This window comes from Streptomyces sp. VTCC 41912 (genome assembly GCF_045799175.1).
In the GTDB taxonomy this organism is placed as follows: Bacteria; Actinomycetota; Actinomycetes; order Streptomycetales; family Streptomycetaceae; genus Streptomyces; species Streptomyces albulus_C.
This window is the reverse complement of record NZ_JBJMAB010000054.1, coordinates 1-21,244: the sequence shown is the minus strand read 5'-3', so window position 1 is coordinate 21,244 and position 21,244 is coordinate 1. Positions and strand designations below refer to the sequence as shown.

At 67.2% G+C, this 21,244-nt stretch carries 12 protein-coding genes and 2 CRISPR repeat arrays; of the genes, 8 read left to right on the top strand and 4 right to left on the bottom strand.

Features of this window, described 5'->3' with window-relative positions; translation table 11 throughout:
- Nucleotide 1 precedes the first annotated feature (1 nt).
- From cas7e to cas3, 4 genes are all read right to left on the bottom strand, one after another.
- Nucleotides 2-1,132 (bottom strand): type I-E CRISPR-associated protein Cas7/Cse4/CasC, encoded by a 1,131-nt coding sequence (cas7e, locus tag ACJ6WD_RS38070; protein WP_407617543.1) that lies wholly within the window; start codon nucleotides 1,130-1,132, stop codon nucleotides 2-4.
- The gene (casB, locus tag ACJ6WD_RS38065) at nucleotides 1,129-1,881 is read right to left on the bottom strand and encodes a type I-E CRISPR-associated protein Cse2/CasB (protein WP_407617542.1); all 753 of its coding nucleotides are present in this window, start codon (nucleotides 1,879-1,881) and stop codon (nucleotides 1,129-1,131) included. Before casB ends, cas7e begins: the two co-directional genes overlap by 4 nt.
- On the bottom strand, nucleotides 1,878-3,494 hold the full coding sequence (gene casA, locus ACJ6WD_RS38060; RefSeq protein ID WP_407617541.1) for a type I-E CRISPR-associated protein Cse1/CasA: 1,617 nt from the start codon (nucleotides 3,492-3,494) through the stop codon (nucleotides 1,878-1,880). Before casA ends, casB begins: the two co-directional genes overlap by 4 nt.
- 252 nt (nucleotides 3,495-3,746) lie before the next feature.
- Nucleotides 3,747-6,614 (bottom strand): CRISPR-associated helicase Cas3', encoded by a 2,868-nt coding sequence (gene cas3, locus ACJ6WD_RS38055; RefSeq protein ID WP_407617540.1) that lies wholly within the window; start codon nucleotides 6,612-6,614, stop codon nucleotides 3,747-3,749.
- A 156-nt stretch (nucleotides 6,615-6,770) separates the two neighbouring features.
- Nucleotides 6,771-7,226: direct repeats of the CRISPR family, unit length 29 nt; unit sequence GGGAACACCCCCACGTGCGTGGGGAGGAC.
- Between the two features lie 580 nt (nucleotides 7,227-7,806).
- Nucleotides 7,807-8,080: a CRISPR direct-repeat array (repeat unit 29 nt; unit sequence GGGAACACCCCCACGTGCGTGGGGAGGAC).
- A 2,230-nt stretch (nucleotides 8,081-10,310) separates the two neighbouring features.
- On the opposite strand from cas3, the gene ACJ6WD_RS38050 reads away from it, so the two are divergent.
- The 8 genes from ACJ6WD_RS38050 to ACJ6WD_RS38015 all read left to right on the top strand — a co-directional run bounded on the left by ACJ6WD_RS38050 (nucleotide 10,311) and on the right by ACJ6WD_RS38015 (nucleotide 21,174).
- Nucleotides 10,311-11,276 carry a DNA cytosine methyltransferase gene (locus ACJ6WD_RS38050; RefSeq protein ID WP_407617539.1) on the top strand — a complete coding sequence of 322 codons (966 nt, stop codon included), beginning with the start codon at nucleotides 10,311-10,313 and terminating at the stop codon, nucleotides 11,274-11,276.
- Between the two features lie 247 nt (nucleotides 11,277-11,523).
- A complete protein-coding gene (locus tag ACJ6WD_RS38045) occupies nucleotides 11,524-12,072 on the top strand; it encodes a hypothetical protein (RefSeq protein ID WP_376557353.1) in 549 nt (182 codons plus the stop codon).
- A 205-nt stretch (nucleotides 12,073-12,277) separates the two neighbouring features.
- Nucleotides 12,278-15,613 (top strand): ALF repeat-containing protein, encoded by a 3,336-nt coding sequence (locus ACJ6WD_RS38040; protein ID WP_407617538.1) that lies wholly within the window; start codon nucleotides 12,278-12,280, stop codon nucleotides 15,611-15,613.
- Between the two features lie 118 nt (nucleotides 15,614-15,731).
- On the top strand, nucleotides 15,732-17,270 hold the full coding sequence (locus ACJ6WD_RS38035) for an FG-GAP-like repeat-containing protein (protein WP_407617537.1): 1,539 nt from the start codon (nucleotides 15,732-15,734) through the stop codon (nucleotides 17,268-17,270).
- A 307-nt stretch (nucleotides 17,271-17,577) separates the two neighbouring features.
- Complete coding sequence (locus ACJ6WD_RS38030; RefSeq protein ID WP_407617536.1) at nucleotides 17,578-18,915, top strand: hypothetical protein; 1,338 nt, start codon at nucleotides 17,578-17,580, stop codon at nucleotides 18,913-18,915.
- Between the two features lie 135 nt (nucleotides 18,916-19,050).
- Nucleotides 19,051-19,620 (top strand): DUF6461 domain-containing protein, encoded by a 570-nt coding sequence (locus tag ACJ6WD_RS38025; RefSeq protein ID WP_376557360.1) that lies wholly within the window; start codon nucleotides 19,051-19,053, stop codon nucleotides 19,618-19,620.
- 273 nt (nucleotides 19,621-19,893) lie between these two features.
- Nucleotides 19,894-20,985, top strand: coding sequence for a hypothetical protein (locus tag ACJ6WD_RS38020; protein WP_407617535.1), 1,092 nt, complete (start codon nucleotides 19,894-19,896; stop codon nucleotides 20,983-20,985).
- Between the two features lie 42 nt (nucleotides 20,986-21,027).
- Nucleotides 21,028-21,174: a hypothetical protein gene (locus tag ACJ6WD_RS38015; RefSeq protein WP_407617534.1), complete on the top strand. Its 147-nt coding sequence runs from the start codon at nucleotides 21,028-21,030 to the stop codon at nucleotides 21,172-21,174.
- The last annotated feature ends 70 nt before the right edge of the window (nucleotides 21,175-21,244 follow it).

Below are 21,244 nucleotides of genomic sequence, written 5' to 3'. Positions count from 1 at the left end.
CTCACCGAGCGGCAGCGTCGGCCTTGAACAGCGCGTCGATGGCGCTTTGAGTGAGCGCCTTGTACGAGTCGACCTGCTCGCCGAGGCCGGCCAGGGTCTCCTCGTCGGCGATCGACGCGTACCCGGAGAATGCGATGTCGTCCGTGCCCATGAGCCGGTTGACGGCCTTCGCGTACTTGGCGAGCCCGATGCGGGAGGGGCGGGCCCATCCGCCGCCCTGCTCGGCGACGACCGGCTGCTCGAACGCCGCGGCCAGGTTGATCGGTTGGTCGGTGCGCACCGTCATGTGCACCAGATCCGGGACGGTGTGGGGCGCGGTCGTGTTCTTCTTGGCCTGGGGCAGCATGCGGATGAACCCGGCCGCGAACGCATCCACCAGGGCTCGTGCGGTTTCGGTGTCGCCGTCCAGGCCGCCGTCGGACAGCAGTTCCCGCAGGTCCAAGACCGCGTAGCGGTAGAACACCCCGGCGGCGTATTCGCCGTGGTTCATATGGCCGCTGCCCGTCTCCTCACTGTCGTGGGTGACGTCGTCGACCGCGACGAAGAAGTCGGCCTGCCGCCGGCTGGTGTGCGTGGTGAACCCGTGCGCCAGTTGACGGGCCGCGTCGACACCGGCGCCGGGGAGCTCCGACAGCATCCGCCCGAACAAGGCGATCGACCCGTTGCGGCGGCTGATCAGCTCCTTCACCCCGGCCCCGAGCTCCGCGAGGAGCTTCTTGTCCGGCTTGCCCTTGGCGAGCACCGCCTCGAGGCCGGCACGGTGCTCGGCGCACAGGTCCGCGATCCCCGCCGCCGTCATCGACGGCACGAACAGCAGGCTCTTCGTGCCGGCCTTGTCCAGCTTGAAACCGGTCGACGCCAGCACCTGCTCAGCCGCACCCGCCGCCAACTCCTCACTCCACCCCCGTCCGCGCAGCTGCTCCTCGACCTGCTGGCCCAGGCGCCGGGTACGCACCGCGTGAATGCCGGTGGTGTCCTCGACGAACTCCCGCAGCGGACGCCCCAGCGCCTGCGACGACAACCGGATCCGGGTCGTCCCACCAAACGTCAGCGTCTTGGGCGCGCCGAGGTCATCGCGATTGAGGTTGGCGTACGGGATGGTCTGCACCGCGTGCAGGCACAAAAAGGTCACCGGGTTTCCCCCATGCTGTTGTCGTCTTCGTCGCCGGCACCCGCGTCCGCGGCGCCGGTGGTGGTCTTGGTCAGGGCCTTGTAGTACGCGGTCGACCAGCGCAGCGCCGCCGCATCCCGCAGGGCGTCGCGGCCCCAGTCCGCTAGGTCATGCAGCAGGACACCCCAGTCCAGGCGACCGTCGTCCGCGGCCGCCAGCCGCATCACCCCAGGCAGCGCCTCATGGATACCGGGCAGGTCCTCCCGCATCAACGCGTGCAGGCGCGCGGCGCGCCGCCCCTCCGGATCCGGGTCCGCCGTGTTGAGCTCGAGCGCGTCCAACCGCCCTAGGGCCGCGCCGAGGTTGCCTGACCGCAGACGCCCAGCCCGCGTCCGGGCTCCGTGTTCCTCGTCCTCGCTTTGCCCGTCTTTCTCACCCTCACCCTCAGCACCGTCACCATCGTGATGGCCTTCGGCGTTGGCGGAACGCGGACGGTCCTTTGCGGGCCGAGCCGTCGGCTCGTACAACGCGATCAGCGCAGCCACGGTGTAGTGCGCCCACTCCAGATCCGCGGCCGGCTCGTCCGGCAACTGCGCCGCCACAAACCGGTGTGCTCGGATCGCTTCGGCCGGAGTACGGCCCAGTGCCGACCGCAGGGCCTGCCCCGTGCCGGTATCACGCCGGCACGCAGCCGCGACCCTGGCCACAAACCGGTCCGCATCAGCCAGCCGCCGACCACTCAACGTCTTCGTCTCCGCAGGCGTGCTCACGCCACCTCCCCATCCCTCGTCTTCGCCTCGCTGTGCTTCGGCAGCGTCGAGGCGACCTTCCCGCGGTGGCGGACCACCGCCCGCACCGTGCGCGGCTGCTGCGCATCGGTGATCTCCCGCATCAGCCCGTCGTAGAGCGACACCGCCAACTGCCCGAACACCGCGACAGCCCGGTCCCACGCCCGCTGCTCCACCAGCAGCCAGAACTCCGCCTCGGCCAGCGGCCAATACGCGGCCAGCGCCTGCTCCCCCAACGGCGACCGACTCGCATACTCCTTCTTGTCCGGATCACCAGGCGGAACGGCGGTCTCCTTCCACACCTCATCCACCGCCCACACCAGCCGGGACGCACACAGCTCCGCACGCTCCCGCGCCACCGCCAGCCGCCCCGCGTTCGCCGCCTCCTCCACACGGATCAGCCGCAGCACCGCCGGCGTCACGGCCCGATACCAGCCCTTCTCACCACCAGACTTCTCCCGCCCCTGCTCAAACCCGTAGGCCGCGACCCCCACGTGATCCAACACCTCCGCCGGCACATCATGGATCGCATCCATCACCAGCGGCCTACGCTCCTTACTGCCAGGCTTACGATGCAGCAGCAGCCCATCCACATCCCGAAACAACGACCGGCCCACATCCGCCCGCTGCGGATACTGCTGGCCCTTCTTCCCCTCCAGCCAGTTCAGGTACGGATCCATCGCCGGCGGCAGCGTCGACGGCCACGCCCACGCGATATACACGTCCTCCGCCGCCGACCGGTCCACACTCGGCACCAGCAGCAGCGCGTGCTGCGCCCGGGCCGTCAACAAGGAAACGGGCCCCGCTGGCATCGGCAGTTCCCCGTCCGGATCCGGCAGCTCGTCGGCCTCCCACGGCGCCACATCCCGTTCGCGGTCAACCAACTCGGTGTCGGGGACCCCCAACACGATCGTCTCGAACAGCGTCCGGCCGGTCGGGTGGTACGACACAAACCCCCGCAGCGGACCCACCGAAGCATGCCGTCCCGTGTGGCCCGGCGTCCGCCGCATCGAGCCCTGCGGCCCTCCTTGCCCGTACCACAACCACGTCAGCAAATGCCCGGCCGCCTCCACACCCGGCACCGGCGCCCCATCATGGAACGCACCAAACCAAGCCGACGACGACGCCGACGCCCGCGTGACCGCGAGCTTCCCGACCCCACTGGACTTCCGCTCGACCTGCCCGGCACGCCGCTCCTCCTCCACGACGATGTCCATCTGCGAGGGAAGCCGCGGCTCCTGCATCCACGGCCGCACCGGATCAAACAACCCAAACCGCCCCGCATACCGGGCAAAGTAAGCCTCTACCTCAGAGACATCGAACCCACCCTGCTCCAGCAAGTCGTAACGCGCGACCCCATCTATCTCCTCGAACCCGGACACCCGCAGCCCCAAGGCATACAGGATCCGCAGCAGGACACACTCCACAGGCGGCGCACCCACCACCAGCGACTCAATCCGATGCGCATTGATCAACAGATCGCGAAGTCCAAAATCAGCACGCGCGCCATCGACCATCGTCACCGGAATCCACGGATCAGCCCCAACATCCAGACCAGCGAACGAGGTTGGCGGCTCAGCATGTGTAGTCGTCATCACTGCGCACCGTACCGGGCACCACTGACAACGCCCCCTCCACCCAAGAACGGACAGCGCACTCAAGCCACCTGCCCCGGCAGAGGAGCACCTCAAGCGAGCTGCTCGTCGGCCTCCGGAAACCCCCACGAGCGTCGGGAGGACGGATCGAGTCCGAGGTCCGTGTCGCGGAGCCCGGGAACACCCCCACGGGCGTGGGGAGGATGCTTCCTGGCCTGCGGCGTTAGGGTCGCTTTACTTTCTCTTTGTCAATCATCTGGTGGCGCGTGTGTTGTCGACGATACCGAGGGCGGGGTCGAGGCGTAGCTGTCGACCACCGATGGAGGCTGCTTCATGACCGGCTGCAGTTTGGTAGTGCGGTAGCCGTACGAGGTTGGTCAGGCGTGGTTCGGTTGCCCATGTGGGGTGCGGTTGTTGGGCGGGGGTGAGCTGGGTGAGCCAGCCTCCGGCGCGCATGGGGACGGCGTACGACATCAGGGTGCGGATCTGCGCCCGGGTGAGCCGACCGCGGGCGCCCTGCTGGGGCAGTGGCATCGGCACCGTGTGCTGGGGGTCGAGCCAGATCTCGTCGTCGGTGTCGTGGAACGTCGGGATCAGGTTGACCGAGTTCGCGCCGAGCCGGGTGGTGATCAGGTCCGGGTCGGCGTCGGAGGCCGTCAGCCGGTGGAGGTTGCCGGTGTGGACACGGCGCGGCGACGGGATCATCGCGAGGTCGGCGAGGGCCCGGCGCAGGGTGTCGTCGGTGGTGCGGTCGCGGTCGGCGGCGAGGAGGGCGTCGGGGTTGTCGCTGGTGAACGCCGGGTCGTAGACGGCGTTGACGAGGGACTGGACATCGCCGGGGATGTTGATGGCGTGAGGGTGTCGGTCGAGGAGTTCCCAGGTGCGCTGGAGGAGGGAGGGTGGGTAGACGCTGCCCCAGGTCGGCGGTGCGAAGTTCGGCTCCCCGCTGGTGTCAGCGGGGGTGAGGACGACCATGCGGGGGTTGGCTCCGGCCCAGGCCGGGCGGGTCAGCCCAGCGGCTGCCCAGACGTCGGGGCTGTGGCGGAAGGCGCGGCCGGCCCGCTGCAGGAGCAGGGCCAGCGGCGCCAAGTCGCTGATGATCAGATCGAAGTCCAGGTCGAGGGACTGCTCGATGACCTGCGTGGCGACGATGATGCCCCGCTTGGGCCGGCTCGTGGCGGGCCTGTTGACGCGGCCGAACGCGGTCTCCGCACGGGTGGTGTAGGTGTCGCGCTGGTGGGCGGGGAGCCGGGCGTGCAACAGGTGCAGGTCGACCGTGTCACCGAGCTCAGCGGCCAGGTGCTCGAAGGTGGCTTGAGCATGGGCAACGGTCGTGCAGATGACAGCCGCGCAACCACCGTCACGCACCAGCGGCTTCAGCTCGGTAAGGATCGTGCGCTGACGGTGCCGGGCTCCGCGGGTGGTGACCATGTCCACTCGTAGGTCCCGACCCCGGTCGGTACCGACCGCGACGCGAGGAACGTGGATGGCGCCGGAGGCATGGTCAGTGAACGACCACCCCGGATACGCCGGCTCGATACGAGCAGGCCGCGTATGGCCGGCGCCGGACCGGTAGGCGTTGACCAGCCCAGCCGCACTCTCACCCGTCAACGTCGCCGACAGCACCACCACCGGCACCTGCCACGCCCCACACCATTCCAGCAGCCGCAACAGCAACGCATGCGTGAACGCGTCGTACGAGTGCGCCTCATCGATGACCAGCGTCTTCCCAGACAGGCCCAGATGCCGCAACTGCCCAAAGCCCAATGGCAGGACCGACAGCAGCGCCTGGTCGACGGTACCGGCGTTCAGATGCGCGAGCAGACCGTGACGGTTGGACTGACGCAACCAGCGCGTCGCCTCCACGGACACGCCCTCATCGCCGTGCACGACCCGCGACTCCGGCTCGTTCATCCACTCCATTCCGTGCAACCGAGTCACCGACCCCGGCAGATTCCGCCGAGCCCAGTCCCCGAGGCGTCCGTGCATTTGGTTCGTCGTCGCCATCGTCGGCAGCGCCACATACACGCCGTGCGTCCCACACGCACGACCCAGCAGCGACGCACCGAACAACGCGGCCTCCGTCTTGCCGTCCCCGGTCGGGGCCGTCACCAGCAGCAGCCCCGGCCCGCCGCCGAGCATGCCAGGCAGGTGCTCGGCGATGCTGGCCTGCAACTGGTTCGGCACGGCGATCGGCACGTACGCGAACATGTCAGTGAACGACGGCGCCGCCCCCGACAGCTCGGGCGCGCGCAGGCCCGCATCCGCCACCAGATCCTGGGCGTGCGTTCGGGATTCCGCCGCCCACGCGTGCACCGCGGCGGTGTCCGCGACCTGGCCCGCGGCGTCGACGCGCCCCAGCAGGTGGTCCTCCTGGGACACCAGCCAGTCGGCCAGCACCACAAGCCCCGTCACCACCGTGATCACGCCAGCCGGGATCCGCTCCCTCACCGTCGTGAGCTCCGGGGCCCCAGTGACGGCCGCCAACACCCAGGCCATCGCCTCACGCTCACCAGCCCACCGACCACCCCCCAGACCAGGGAACGCAGCCACCGGGTCCGCCACCACATCCGCACGAGTCGGCTCCCCGTACCGGCCGTGATGCCCACCAACCACCAAACCCGCCACCACAGCCGGCACACGGTCCCGCTGACCCTCAACCCCCCAGCCCACACCACCCAGCAGCGCCGGCACCAGCAACTGCGACGACGTCTCATGCCGCCCCAGAGCAGCCGCATCCGCCTCCGATACCTCGGCGAAACCGGCCGCCGTCAGCGCGGCCGCCAGATCACCACGACCCGCCTGCCAACCCGGAACGGCCTTCCCCACATCGTGCAACCCAGCCCAGAACGACACCACCCGCCGAGCCGCATCCTGCCCGACCCCCAACGCCTCCGCGATCACCCGACGCTGCGACCGCGACAGGTACACATCCCACAGGACATCCGCCATCACCGCCGTATCCACTAGATGACACACCAGCGGATAGTGCGAACCAAGCAGCAGACCCTTAGATTTGCCCCAAATCCGGCACTCAAACAACCCGTCCGACACGGCACCCCAATCGAATACACCCGCACCCAGACCACGCGCACCCACGGCATGCCAGATGATCCCCACCGCCGCGCGTAACGCTCAGGCCGAACACACCGTAGTCCGCACCACCGACAGCGCCACCGGCCTACCGGAACCCCAAAACCGCAGCTCTCCCACGCGCGTGGGAGGACCCCCGGCGGAGCCCCCCCGATGGACTGCCCCTGGCGGGGTCGGGGTCGCGGGAACACCCCCACCCGCGTGGGGAGGACGTCGAGGAAACGGCGGTACAGGTCGTCCCACAGGGAACACCCCCACGTGCGTGGGGAGGACTGCCCCGCTTCGGAGCGTGGGCCACCCCGACGGGGAACACCCCCACGTGCGTGGGGAGGACGAGGGGTTGGGCATGCCTCCCGCATCACCGCAGGGAACACCCCCACGTGCGTGGGGAGGACGTGCGCCTCTAAAGAACAGATAGCTGTAGCGCGGGAACACCCCCACGTGCGTGGGGAGGACTCAGGCAAGAAGGCGTCCGCGGCGGCAGCGACGGGAACACCCCCACGTGCGTGGGGAGGACTTCATCACCGTCTGGTACACCCAGCGCGCGGAGGGAACACCCCCACGTGCGTGGGGAGGACGCTGGTGCATACCACGACCTCCAGCCCTCCGCGGGAACACCCCCACGTGCGTGGGGAGGACTCTTTCTGACCTGCGGTTTTGTGGCTGCGGTGGTGTTGTTTTGTCAATAAGGGGGTGGTGCGTTGTCGACGATACCGAGTGCGGGGAGTGGTTGGTGCCGGTCGAGGGGAGGTCGGCTGGCTTGGTGGTCGGCGGCGGCGCGGTCGCGTCAGCCCAGGATCTGCTGGCTGGTCAGGTCTTCGAGCACCAGGTCGTCGGCGGCGTCGTCGAACCTCGGCTCCAGGGGAGGGGGACGGTGGCCGGGCGGGGTGCGGGCAGCGCGACCGGTATCGGCGCAGTGACCGAGACGTCGAGGTTGCCTCGGGCCGTGCGGCCGCGGCTGCGACGTCGGCGCGGATTGCGACGATCGCCTGCCAGGGGCGGCTCGTTCCCGCTCCCACTCGCGGCTCACGCCCTGGCCGTCACCTCCCGATGCAGCGGCCGTTCGGTAACCGCCCGCTCCTCCGTCACGGGGACTCGGGCATCGCAGTGTTGGTGTCGGCTGCCGCGACCGGGCGGCGCTGCGCACGACGGTCGAGCTGCCGCTCCTCGCGCCGCGGGCAGTCGCGGCCGGGCAGCCGTGTGGGGTGGCTGAGGCCAGGTGGAACACCCCCACGTGCGTAGGGAGGACCGCATCGTGCTGGCCTTGATGGGGGTACGTCCGGGAACACCCCCACGTGCGTGGGGAGGACGGCAAGCGTGAGGCGGAGGTCCGGCTCGCCGCGGGAACACCCCCACGTGGGTGGGGAGGAGTCCACGGCCGCCAGCATCGAGGCGGACGCCCGGGGAACACCCCCACGTGCGTGGGGAGGACCGGACATCGCCGCACACAAGGCTGCGTCCTATGGGAACACCCCCACGTGCGTGGGGAGGACAGGGACGCGATCGCCCTGCGGTGGTCGACCCAGGGAACACCCCCACGTGGGGAGGACACGGGAAGGGGTGAAATCCGTTACTGGGCCCAGGGAACACCCCCACGTGCGTGGGGAGGACGACTCCGGCCTCCACACCAGCGCCCAGCGCCTGGGAACACCCCCACGTGCGTGGGGAGGACTCTTTCTGACCTGTGGCGTTGTGGCTGGGGTGGTGTTGTTTTGTCAATGAGCGGGTTGTGCGCTGTCGACGATACCGAGTGTGGGAAGGGGCTGGGGGCCGGTCGAGGAGTGCCAGCCGGCCGGTGGTCGGTGGCGGCGCGGTCGCGTCAGCCCGGGTGCTCGCGAGGCGGTCCCTGGAGCACCAGGTCGTCGTCGATGTCCTCGAACTCCGGCCCCGGCCCTGGGGCGGGTCAGGCGCGCGCGGCACGGCTGGTGCCGGCGCAATGACTACGACGTCGAGATTGCCCTCGGGCCGCGCGGCCGCAGCTTCGGCGCGGGCTGCGACGACTACCTGCCAGACAAGGCCCCGTTCCCACTCCCGCTCGCGGGCCCACGCCCTGACCGTCCCATCCCGATGCAACTGCCGTTCAGTAGCCGCCCGCTCCTCCGTCTCGGGGGCTCGGGCACCCGAGACGGCCTGGATGGCGCCCAGCTCGACAGGGAACACCCCCACGCACGTGGGGAAGACCGCGCGGCGGCCTACGGTGAGTGCGTCACGGTCGGGAACACCCCCACGCACGTGGGGAAGACTGGTTCGCCCAGCGGCCCAGGCGGTGCATGTAGGGAACACCCCCACGCACGTGGGGAAGACATGCTGTCGGCGTCGTCGAGCCAGAGTTCGGCGGGAACACCCCCACGCACGTGGGGAAGACTCTTCCTGAGCTGCGGTGTTGTGGTTGTGGTGGTGTTGTTTTGTCAATTAGCGGGTGGTGCGTTGTCGACGATACCGAGTGCGGGAAGCGGTTGGGTGCTGGTCGAGGAGTGCCAGCCGGCCGGTGGTCGGTGGAGGCGCGGTCACATCAACCCAGGGCGTGCTCGCGAGTCAGGTCTTCGAGCACCAGGTCGTCGTCAATGTCCCGCGAACTCCGGCCCCGGCCCTGGGGCCGCTCGTGCGCGCGCGGCGCGACCGGTGCCGGCGTGATGACTGCGACGTCGAGGTTGCCTCGGGCCGCGCGGCCGCGGCTGCGACGTCGGCGCGGATTGCGACGACCACCTGCCAGGGGCGGCTCGTTCCCGCTCCCACTCGCGGCTCACGCCCTGGCCGTCACCTCCCGATGCAGCGGCCGTTCGGTAGCCGCCCGTTGCTCCTCCTCGGGGCAGCGTCGTCGGCGGCTGCCGCGACCGGGCGGCGCTGCGCACGACGGTCGGGCTACCGCTCCTCGCGCCGCGGGCAGTCGCGGCCGGGAGCCGTGTGGGGTGGCTGAGGCCGGGGAACACCCCCACGTGCGTGGGGAGGACGGCCCGGTGTATGTCGATGGTGGTCAGGGGTAGGGAACACCCCCACGTGCGTGGGGAGGACGCAGTACCTCACTCTCGCACTCCGGCCGAACGCCGACGGCGAGGGCGACTACGGCTTCGAGGTGATGCTGCCGTGCCCACACGACGACGAGTGCACCGGCCGCGCCTGGGCGCCCGCCTACAGCACCACCTGCCTGTTCCAAGCCCTCAACGGTGACCTGGATGACAGCGAGGACATCGTCTGCACCGTCCAAGCAGCTTCGACGACGTCGACCAGGAGGCCGACGACCACGCCCAAGGCGACGACCCTGACGGTCGCGCCGACCTCGAAGCACAGGCCCGCGAAGCGATTCACGGCTGACGCCCACTCGACGAAGTCACTCCGGCCTGGGACCGCCGGTCTATGGGACATGCACCCACGACTGCCCGGTCCGCGACCAAGAACTCAACACACTCCGCGCACAACGCCGTGAGCACAAGGAGCACCCGGCATGAAGGCGTGCGCGCAGCGATGGTCGCGTAGCCGCGCTACGCCGCGCCGCCCCGCTGCGGGCTCTCCCGCCTGGCGGCCAGGACTCACCACCTCAAGGGCCAGGACAACTGCTCTCGTGTGGCTGCACGACAACTGTCCTGGCCTCCATCCCATCCGTAGAGACGGAGCCACCAGTATGACCTCCTCCTGCCCTCCAGCCGAACCTGCCGGTGCCAGCAGCGCCCCGGAGCGACTGCTGACGAAGTCCGCCGCCCACGACCTCCCGAAGGGGGCGGGGCTGTGCTGACCCTCTACGACGAGTTCGCCGGGATCGGCGGCTCCACCGCGGTACCCGGCACCCGCCTGATCTTCGCGGCGAACCACAAGCCGGACGCGGTCGCCGACCACGCCTCGAACTTCCCCGACGCCGACCACTTCGAGGGCGACGTAGCCCGAGCCGACATCACCACATTCCCCCGCGCGGACATCTTCTGGGCGTCGCCTTCCTGCCCACCGTGGAGCAATGCCAGGGGCCAGCGCAGGGACTTCGACCACTCCACCCAGGGCGCTCTGTTCTGGGAGGACGAGCCGGACCCCGAGACCAAGCGGGCCCGCGCGCTCATGGAGGAGGTTCCCCGTTACCTGAACGCGATGATCCTGCGGGGCAAGCCCGTGCTGTGCGGAGTCGTCGAGAACGTCGTGGAGTGCCGCAAGTGGGACCAGTGGTCCCGCTGGCTGGCCGAAGTCCGGTGCGGGGACCTGTACGAGGTCCGGGTGATCGCCATCAACTCCATGCACGTCCAGACGGTCCGCAGCCGACGGGCCCCGCAGTCGTGCAACCGGCTGTTCGTCGCCTACTGGCTCAAGTCCCTGGGCCGCAGGCCCAACTGGCACAAGTGGCTCCGGCCGCGCGCGTACTGCGCGGTGTGCGACGCCACCGTGACCGCGCTGCAGGTGTTCAAGCGCCCCGGCGTCGACATGGGCACGTACGGACGCAACGGCCAGTACTGGTACCGGTGCCCGAACGTCAGGTGCCGCGGCGCGATCGTCGAGCCGGAGGTGCTGCCGGCCGCCGCCGTCATCGACTGGTCGCTGCAGGCCCGCCGCATCGCGGACCGGGACGAGCTGCTGGCCGACGCCACGATGCAACGGACCCTGCGGGGCATCCAGCGGTACGCGATGCCGTTCACGGTGCCGGCCGGCGGGACTTGGCGAACCGAGCCCGCATCCGTCCAGGAGCCGAGGCGGGCGCACTCGCCGTGCTGAGAGCCGGGTCGACCGGGCAGATCGAGCCACGGAAGTAATCCCTATAGAGAGATTTTGCGAATTTTTTAACAGAAACAAGAGCAACCGTGACTAATTGTGGCCTGTTTCTCACATCAAAAATGACCGTTTTGCACGTCATGTCGCCCATTGCTAGATGGATCTTCTTTTGCCTTTCATTGATACTCATTGGCCGGTGATCAACCTGTGAGTCTGCGGGCGCCAGCCCGCAGGGGCGACGCACCACCTCGTGGGCAAGCCCGCAGCAACTCGACGAGCTTCCAGAAAGAGAACAATGCGCCGACTGGCAAGAATTGGGTTGCTGAGTGGTTTCGTTTCCGTGCTTGCGTTTTCCTTCCTGCAGGCCATTCCCGGGGAATCTCGTGCTGCGCCGAATGAGCAGCCCGCGGGAGATGACATGCCGTACGCAGTGGAAGACCTCAACTACCCGAACGCCGACAAGATTTTCGCCGAAAAGGGCATAACGCTGAAGCGAGGGGACGGACACATTACGCTCGCTTCCTGTGGAAGCGAGCAGGGACTCCTTGAGGTCTGGTCTCGAAAGAATGAAAAGGTCTGCTTTCGCGTCACGGGGAACTCGGGCTACTTGACTCTCGAAATACCGCAGGTCTTCGGCTTCAAGGGCAATGACTACCAGACCAGCGTTGACATGACCGTTGTACGCACTGGTGAAGAAAAGTCGTTCGACATCAGGAAGAATACGTGGACTCCGGTAGGTGAGACTGCAGATACCGGCGGCGACAATCACACGCTGGTAGAAATATCAACCAAGAAATAGGGCGCTCCACTCCCCGATGGCGCAATGCGCGTTTTCTTGATCTGCGCACGGTGGCGACTCGGCCAGGGATTCGTGTAGCCACTGGCTGCCTTTTCCAGCGACCACTGCGAGCATTTTTTGCCACCGGGTTCTGCCGACGCTGGACAGTAGAACCCGGTGATGCTCAGCCTTCTTTCTGACGGCCATGACTAGACAAGGTTTTTTCGTGCAGACAACGTTCTGGAACCGTCGCCGTTTCGTCGCCGCCGTAGCGGCCGCTGCGGCCGCCTCGTCGACGCCCCTGCTGTTTACTACGCCAGCCCGGGCCGCTGACAAGACCGGGGATGCAGATTCCCTGACCCTGCCGGACACGGACCGGGCCAAAGCGGTCAAGGCATGGATCACGGGAGGAAAGGCGGTCAAGGAAGCCGCCGCCTACGCCCTCAGTGGCACCGACAACGACATCACCGCCTTCCTCGCCGAACAGTTGCCCAAGGCAATGCTGGAGGACAACCGAGTCGCCGTTCTCACCTACCTCGCCCACGGAGGCAAGGGGACTCGCCGGGACGCGGACGAAGCCCTGAAAGGCGGTGACGATGCCATCACCGCCTTTGTAAAAGATGGGTACCGCTCATCCATCACCGAGGACATGCGGGTGTCGACCCTCGCCGTGATGAACACCGGCGGTGTTGCCGTTAAACGAGAAGGCAATGCTGCACTGAACGCCGAGACCAACCAGGCTCTGGAGAAGTTCCTCACCGCCGGCCAGTACGAGGCCCGGCTGGAAGACATGCGTGTGGAGATCACCCGCAGTCTCAACACTGCCGGCCCCGAGGTGACAAAATATGCGAACCGCGCGCTGAGCGGCACTGCGGACGACGTTCAGTGGTATCTCGACACCGGCCAGCACATAGCACGGGCAAGGGACCAAGAAGCAGCCACGATCGACCAGCTCGTCGCCATTGTGACGCACGAGGCCAAGCGCACCCGGGAGAAGACCGATCTGGCTGTGGAAGCCTCCGAACGGGCCACCACAGCCGCCGACAATGCCAAAAAGGCGGCCGAGGAAGCCAAGTCGCAGGCCGAGAAGGCGAAAGAAAACGTCCAGTTGTCGGCCGACGCTGCCCGGAAGGCCGCCGCCGCCAGCGGCGCCGCCTCCGCTGCCCGGACCGCCATCCGTGCTTCCACCGCTGCCGTCACCGCCTCGCGCCGGGCCTCCCTGGCCGCCACCGCCGCTTCGCAGGCCGCATCCGCGGCCGGATCCGCCGCATCGCGCGCCTACAACGCCGCGATCGAGGCGTCCAAGGACGCCTCGAAGACCAGCCGGGCCAAGGACGCCGCCATCGTCGCCCGAGATGCGGCAGCCAAGGCACGCTCCGCGGCTGCAGCCGCTGATCAGGCGGCCATCGCTTCGGACCAGGCAGCCAGCGCCGGGCTGTCGGCTGCGTCCGCTGCACGCAATGCCTCTGCCGCCGCCAATGCCTCCGCCGAGGCAGCCGCTTCGGCAGGTGCGGCCCAGTCGAAGGCAACTGAGGCCAAGCGGCAAGCTGCGATCGCCTCGTCCGCCGCGAACCAAGCGACCAACGCCGCCTCTCGGGCCCAGGCCCTGGCCAGCGCCGCCGCGACGAACGCACGCAGCGCCCACAAGGCCGCCAATGCGGCCGCTGAGCATGCGGAAAAGGCCGCCGACGCGGCAGACGAGGCGGTCAAGTACGCCGGACAGGCAGTCGACTTCGCCAACAAGTCCACCGCCTACGCCGAGGAAGCCGTCAAGGCAGCCAACACCGCCACCCAGGCCGTCGAGGATGCCATCAAGGTGGAACAGAAGGCCCGCGAGGCGGAAATGGCTCGCCTGGAGGAGGACCGAAAGCAAGGACTAGAGGAAGCTGCAGTTCTCGCGAAGATCGATGCGGTCGACCGTGCGGCCACTGCGAACAAGCGCACCCAGGAACAGCAGACCGACCAAGCCATCAAGGACCTCATCGCCAAAGCGGAACAGGCACTCGCGCGCGACGATCTCAGCGTCGCTGCGACGCTCGGCCGCAAAGCAGCCGTAGGGCTGTTGGACGCCAAGGGGACCTGGACCCGCGAGGCCGCCCGCTTCGCCCTGTCCGGGACCAACGACGACATCCTGTCCTGGATCGACCTCGACCGGCAGATCGCCGCCTCCCAGGACGATCGGGAAACCACCCTGTTTATGGCACAGGTCTCCGAGCCTGCCGTCGCAAGTGCCGCGGCAACCGCGCTGGCCAGTGACCGCCCCACAGGTGACTTCAACACCTCCGGTGTGATCAAGGCCAGGGAGATGGAAAATCGCGTCAACATCTTCCGCGTCCTTTCCACCAAGCCCGGCAAGGCGGTTACCACCGCATGCAACAAGGCACTCGACACCGACACGCCGGAAGCGCTGCAGAAGTTCTTCGACGTCGACCTTCCCGCAGCGGTCGAGGAGGACGACGCCGTTACCACCTTGACAATCGTCGCCCGCGGAGGCGCCTACTCCAAGGCCTACGCGGACATCGCCGCGGAAGGGCCGGCATGGATGCGCCGGAAGTTCGTCGACTCCATCCAGCACCTCGCCGCGCAGCTCGACTTTGACTCCCTGTGCCATGCCTCTGCCATGAAGGCGTCCATCGCCACTGCGGCCAAGATTGCCCAGGAAGCCCAGCAAGACGCGGCGCTGGCCACCAAGGTCGCCAAGGAAGCCCGTGGCAAGGCCGCCGAGGCCCAACAGTGGGCTCAAAAGGCGATCGACTCCGCCAACACCGCCCGCGGCTATGCCGACGAGGCCCGGAAAAACGCTCAAGCGGCCGACAAGTCGGCGGCCGATGCGAAAGCCTCGGCCGACAAGGCCAAGAACGCTGCCGCCACCGCCCGCAGCGCCTCCCGTTCGGCGAACTACTCGGCGAACCGCGCCATCAACGCCGCCCGCAGCGCTCTCGCCTCCTCCTACAACGCCAGTGCGTCCGCTGCCAACGCACACCAGTCCGCAGTCAACGCCGGCCGAGACGCGAAGGCCGCGGCCGTCGCCGCCAGCGAGGCTCGCAAGACAGCCGCCGACATGCGGGCAGCTGAACTGGAGAAGGCCGCCCAGGAGGCTGCGCAGCAGTCGCAGAAGGACCGGGACGACAAGCACAACCCCTCTGATTCCGAGACCAACGACGAGGTCAACCCGAAGGGGACCGAATCCGGTAAGAAGGATTGGTGGAAGGACCCCAAGTGGTGGGCCGACACCGCCGACACAGTCAGTATGGCAACCGGGCTCCTCGGTGCCGGATTCGCGGTCGCGTGCGTGTTCTGGCCGGCAGCTCCGGTCCTCGGTAGCATCTCCGCAGTCTGCTTCGGTATCTCGTTCGCCGCCGCCGGCATCAGCGCCATCGCCACCGGCATCGAATACGGCTTCACGAGCGGGGAATTCGTCACTGCCATTGGCCGCCAAGCACTGCAGGTCATGACGCGAGGCGCGGGGAAGGTCGCTTCCGCCGTGAAGCCGGTTATCCACAAGGTCGAAGAAGTAGCCGGAGACGTGATATCCCCCATCACAAAGATTTTTTCGTCATAAAGCACTGTGGCCCCGTGCCCAGCCTCTGGAGCAAGCCTGCACAGCTCGGCGCCCTCGGAACGACTCCACGCAAGCCCGTTCACTAAATACCAAACCACTCGTAGACAGGAAGATCGACATGCCTGCCAGACGCTCTCGCGTCGGCCTTGCGGCACTATGTGCCACTGCCACCATCACGGCCAGTCTGATAACTGCTCCGATCGCTAATGCAGTGGTAGGCGCAGCCGCAACAGACGGCTCTTACCCCGCGGCGAACCTCGACATTGGCGGCACTCGCAACTGCTCGGCCGTGCTCGTCGATGAGCAGTGGCTGCTCACCGCTGCCAGCTGCTTCGCCGACAACCCCGCCCAGAGCCTGAAGGTCCCCGCGGGCGCGCCGAAGTTGAAGACCACCGCCACTATCGGCCGCACGGACATGACCCAAGGCGGCGGCAGCGTTACGGACGTCGTCGCCCTGGTCCCCCGCAGTGACCGGGACCTGGTCATGGCCAAGCTCGCCAGCCCCGTCACCGGAATCACTCCCGCCACCCTCGGCACTACGGCCCCGCGCCAGGGTGAGAGCCTCACGGCCAGCGGCTACGGCCGTACCAAGGACCAGTGGGTGCCCGACCGCCTGCACAGCGCCCAGTTCTCCCTGCAGACGCTGCAGGACACCTCGGCAAGCATCTCCGGCACCTCGGACGGCGCCGCCATTTGCGCCGGTGACACCGGCGGACCGGTCCTGCGCGAGCAGGACAGCGCCTACGAGCTCACCGGGGTCAGCAGCCGCTCCTGGCAGGGCGGTTGCTTCGGTCATGAGGACGAGAAGCGTACCGGCGCTCTCATCACCCGCACCGACGACATCGCTGACTGGATCCAGACAGTGCGCCTGACGACGAAGTTCCAGAATGTCAGCGACGTGATCACCTCGGCCGACTTCAATGGCGACGGCCGCACCGATGTTGCCGCCGTCATGAACGACGGCAACCTGCACGCTTTCTACGCCAAGCCAGACGGCACCCTGCAGTACGGCCGTGAGTTGTGGACCCACGATGGCACCTGGAAGGGCTACCAGCAGATCATCGGTGGCGACTTCAACGGCGATGGCCAGGGCGACATCATCGCGCGCCGCGACGACGGCCAGCTCTTCCTCTACGCCAGCACCCCCAACGGCAAACTGAAGCCGCGCGTGGAGGCCTGGTACGACAAGTCCTGGAAGGGGATGCCCCAGATCGTGCGCTTCCGCGCCGATGAATCCGGACGAGATGGCCTGGCCGCCGTGTGGAATGACGGCTCGCTGCACGCCTACACCACCAAGGCCGACGGCACCCTCAGCGGAGCCAAGCGCGACCTGTGGTACGACAAGTCCTGGGACGGCATGCGCATCCTGTCCAGCGGCGACTTCAACACCGACGGCAGAGACGACATCGTCGCCACCGACCCCGACGGCGGCTTCCGCCTCTACACCGGCAATGCCCAGGGCACCGTCACCCGCGCCCCTGACCTCTGGTACGACAAGTCCTGGCGCAACATGCGCGCCCTGCTCGGCGGCGACTTCAACGGCGACGGCAAGGCCGACATCGCCGCCCGCTGGAGCGACCGCAGCCTGCACCTTTACGCCGGCAACGGCAAGGGCACCCTGGCCGCCGGGCCCACCATGTGGCCCAGCGCTTCCTGACCAACTGGACTACATGCACGACGTGGTGAGCGCCGGCCTTCGCTGCCCTGTGCTCACCACGTGAGCAAGGTCCGCTTCTCCACGCCTCCACGGACATGTGGGCCGTGAGTCTTCGGCATTTTCCGTTAGGGCCTGCGCGGTCGAGCGCAGCCCGTCCACCGCCGCCCGGGGGCACCGCATATCCGGTATGTCCGTCGCCCCCTCCATCAAGACAAATAAGAGAGATCTGACGAACATGCACGAGATACGCCCCAGAGGCGCAGTCCCAAGACGTGCCCGATCGACCGTACTCGCCGTACTGGCCGCGGTGACAATGGGGCTCACCACGACGGGCATGGCCCCGGTGCGACAGGACGCGGACGAGAAGCCGCAGCAGATCGGCAAGGTGGGCCAGACCGACCGGCCCGACGCTCCGACCCCCGCCACCGAGGCCAGTTCCTTCCCGAAGGTATCCGGGGAACGCTGCGAGCCCACGCGCCTGGGCTCGAAGGAGCGCAAGGCCGGTGCCGCCGAGGCTTGCGTCAGCACAAGCCCCGCGCCGGTGAAGTCGGCCAGTCGTGGGATGCTCCCTCAAACCGGGCTGATGGCGATGTCAAGCCTTGCGGATGAAGGTGGCACGGACAGCTGCAAGATCACGAACCCCGGCAACTATGCATACGAGCGCTTCCAATACTGCGTGACGGGGTTGAACGTCCTCTACACGCTGAGAGACGCAGAGGGTAAGCAGATCGGGACGGGCACCCTGGAGGTGTCGACCAGCGCAAAGCTTCCCGAGAAAGGGACGACGTGGGACGAGCACGTCACAGTGAAGATGACCGGTGCGACCGGAGCTGTTACCGCTCTTAGCGCCAAGTTCAGGTCGGCCTGCACCCAGAACTGCACGGCCACGAAGACTGCGCCCTGGTACGGCGGAAATTTGACCATGGGGCAGTCCGTCAGCGGTACCGTTTCTTACTCATCGAACCCCGCGCCCGACAGCCAGGTCGAGTTCACCACGTCGTACAAGCTCTACGTCACCGCCCCTGGCGCCCAGATCACGGATCCGAACGCAGCATGGAACAACCCCCGCAAGATCCGCTGCGACGACGCCGTCAGAGATGTCACGGGCAAGCCCAACGGCAAGCCCTCCCCTGGTTGCGTGATTCCTACCGTTACGCCCGTAGTCGAAATGAGCACGCGGCCCTACGTGAAGGGCTCGCCAGACTCGGGCCAGGGCGCCGCAGCGGCCAGTTACTTGTGGGCCCAGCACAACCTCGTCGACGGTTGGGGAATCAAGAAGCCCCTGACGCGGGCAAAGTACAATGAGGAAGATCGCAGGGCATACACCTGTGGAAACCGAGCCTCGGTGAAGTTTGGCGACCTTAAGGAGATGCTCCCGGACGACAGCTGTGATGAATTCCCCTTCGCGTCCACTCATGAGGGTGGCACCGATGGAGGGCTGTGTGCCGAGATTATCCCCGTTTTCGAAAACGGAGGATGGAAAATCTTGGAGCTGGGCGATCCAACGCCGAACCCGAACCGGCATTGCATACGCGCCCACGTCCCAGGGCCCGAGAATAGCTCGGCCGGAAGTGTAGTCCGATGGGGCTATGAGAAGCAGCGCATCCTCGACTCCGAAGAATTTATGCTAAATATCACGTCGTAACCCTGCGCATGTTTTTCACGGGCTTCTATGGCCCATCTCCTGCAAAATCGTATTGTGTCTTGTGCGGCTCGCCTTAATCCCGGTGAGCCGCACAAGACACAGAAAATCAAATCCAATATGACAAGGAGCTGCACCATGATTTCAGCTGATGACTTGGGTTGGACGTACGAAGATCTGGTGTGCTTCAACCTCGTGCGGGGACGTACTCCGGATGATGTTCTGAGGCTTTACGAGGCAGATTCTTCGCAGGCCCGGACCATGACGAGGGAGCAGGCAGATGAAGAGTTCGACAGTCCTCCTGACATCGGTTCTGTCTTGCGCGTCGGGCTTGCCGGCTCCTGGTCGTTCTGCTTGGAAATCGCCTGGGAGCCTGAAGGGTTCGATACGGGCCTGCTCAAGCGCCTCTCGGCCGGGACTGACGCTATCCACTACTTCCGGAACCCCAAGGGGGGAGTTTTCGTCAAACACTTGAGGGACGGAGAGATCCTGGAGCACTTCGATCTCGGCCTACCCGAACCTATTCCCGGGAAGGATGCTCCTTTGAGCCTTGCCGAGGACTTCCGGAGGAGGGCGAGCACTCGTCCTTACGGCGATGACGGCTTCGACGAGATCTGGGCCGTCCTCAGCCACCTCACCGGTGTTCCGCTGGACGATGACCTTATCAACGGTCCGCTACCGACGGTGCTCAGGAATCCGTACGCATAGCAGGTACGCCTGACCGACTGTGCTGCATCGGCCGGGCGGCCCGGGAATGAGATTGCTTGTGCCACCCGGCACTTCAATAAGGCCATACCCGTCCGCCCCGCCACCGGGCCTTCGTCGCCTCAGCGAATAACGCTACTGGAGAACGTGCCTTGGCCGTGGCGGTCCCCAGGGGCCGGAACGCGGAGCTTGGGTGCGTCATGGTGTGGCAGAGCCGTGTGGTGCACGGCGATGGCCGTCCCTGAGAGGGGACAGGAGAGAAGCAGGGAAGGGATCGTGGACAAGGGCGGGGCGTCCATACCGGACGAGGAGTGGGAACGCTTCCTTCGGGAAGCTGAGGCGGGGACTTCGGGGGCGCCGCAGGAGCCGTCGGCGCGGGCCCGGATAGTGGCGCGGCAGCAGCGCGGCCGGCCACAGGGATGGCGGACTTACCAGCCGGCCCGCCTGCGGCAACGGCGCACAGTCTGGTACGTGGTCGGTGTGCTGGTCGTGGTCGGACTGCTGGTCGTGGCAGCGGACCCGGGCAGAGTGGCGGGCTGGCTCGGCGGCGGAGGTGGTGGGAAGGCGCCTCTCGCTGCGGAGTCGGACCGTCAGGTTGGGTCGAATGCGGCGGACGGACCGGCTCAGCTGCCCACCGTCGATGAGCCGTTCAGAGGGGCACCTGCCGAGCGATGGGGCAATGGCACGGAGGGGATCCACCTGCCTGAGGCGAAGGCGACCGGCTGGATGAGTCAGGAGCAGGTCGAACAGGCCCTTGTCCGGACGCAGGACTTTCTTGCCGGGGCCAACCTGGATGCCGGTGTGCTGCGTGGGGAGCGCCCAGGGAAGGCGATCGCGTTGATCAATCCGCATCAACGCGACGTCCAGGGCTACCTGGCCACCGCGTTCCGTGCGCCCAGTCGGCAAAGTGATCCCCTGTTGTTGTTCAGCCGCTTCACGACGGCGAAGGTGCGGCTTGTCGGCAACGTGGTGAAGACTCGGGGCCTGATCACGTACCAGGAAGGGGAGCACGGCGCACTCAAGGTGACTGCCGATGTCACGTACGTCTACCCGGTCGTGCGCGCCGCGGCAGGAAGCGACGAGGTCGCGCGAACCATTGTACGCCGGGAGATCGTGATGAGCTGGGACAACCCGGAGAAGGTGGTCACCGAACCGGGAACGTTCTCCCTGGTCTCTTACAAGGCGGACACGACCAACGGCGGCTGCGACAACGCCACCGGCTACTTCATCCCCGAGTTCAGGACCGAGCGCGCCGTGACCGGCCCGGGAAGTGGCCAGAGGGTCGACCCCTACGACCGGAACAAGTCGATGGACGCGCAGATGCGGGAGGGTAGCGAGGGGGAATGCCGGACCGCCACGCGATCGTGAGCCAGTGCAAGCGACCAGCTCACGGCTACGTACCAGCACTGGATGGCCTCGGACCGGGCACACGCATACGCCGCTTTGGATACCGAAACGCTCACCATTGAAGGCAAGATCGCGTTCTTGACAGCCGACTTCAATTGGAGTGGCAATCCCTGGTGGCGCCTGACCTGGAAGTCGCTCGGCTACTACTGAGGCTTGATATTGGGGTTGACGGCCCGTCTGGTGGTGCTATCCCACGGATATGGAGGAGATGGGGCTGACG

Coding starts and splice junctions, on each gene's coding strand:
- casA (WP_407617541.1), bottom strand. CDS start 3,494: ATGACGACTACACATGCTGAGCCGCCAACCTCGTTCGCTGGTCTGGAT.
- ACJ6WD_RS38035 (WP_407617537.1), top strand. CDS start 15,732: ATGCCTGCCAGACGCTCTCGCGTCGGCCTTGCGGCACTATGTGCCACT.
- ACJ6WD_RS38025 (WP_376557360.1), top strand. CDS start 19,051: ATGATTTCAGCTGATGACTTGGGTTGGACGTACGAAGATCTGGTGTGC.
- ACJ6WD_RS38015 (WP_407617534.1), top strand. CDS start 21,028: ATGGCCTCGGACCGGGCACACGCATACGCCGCTTTGGATACCGAAACG.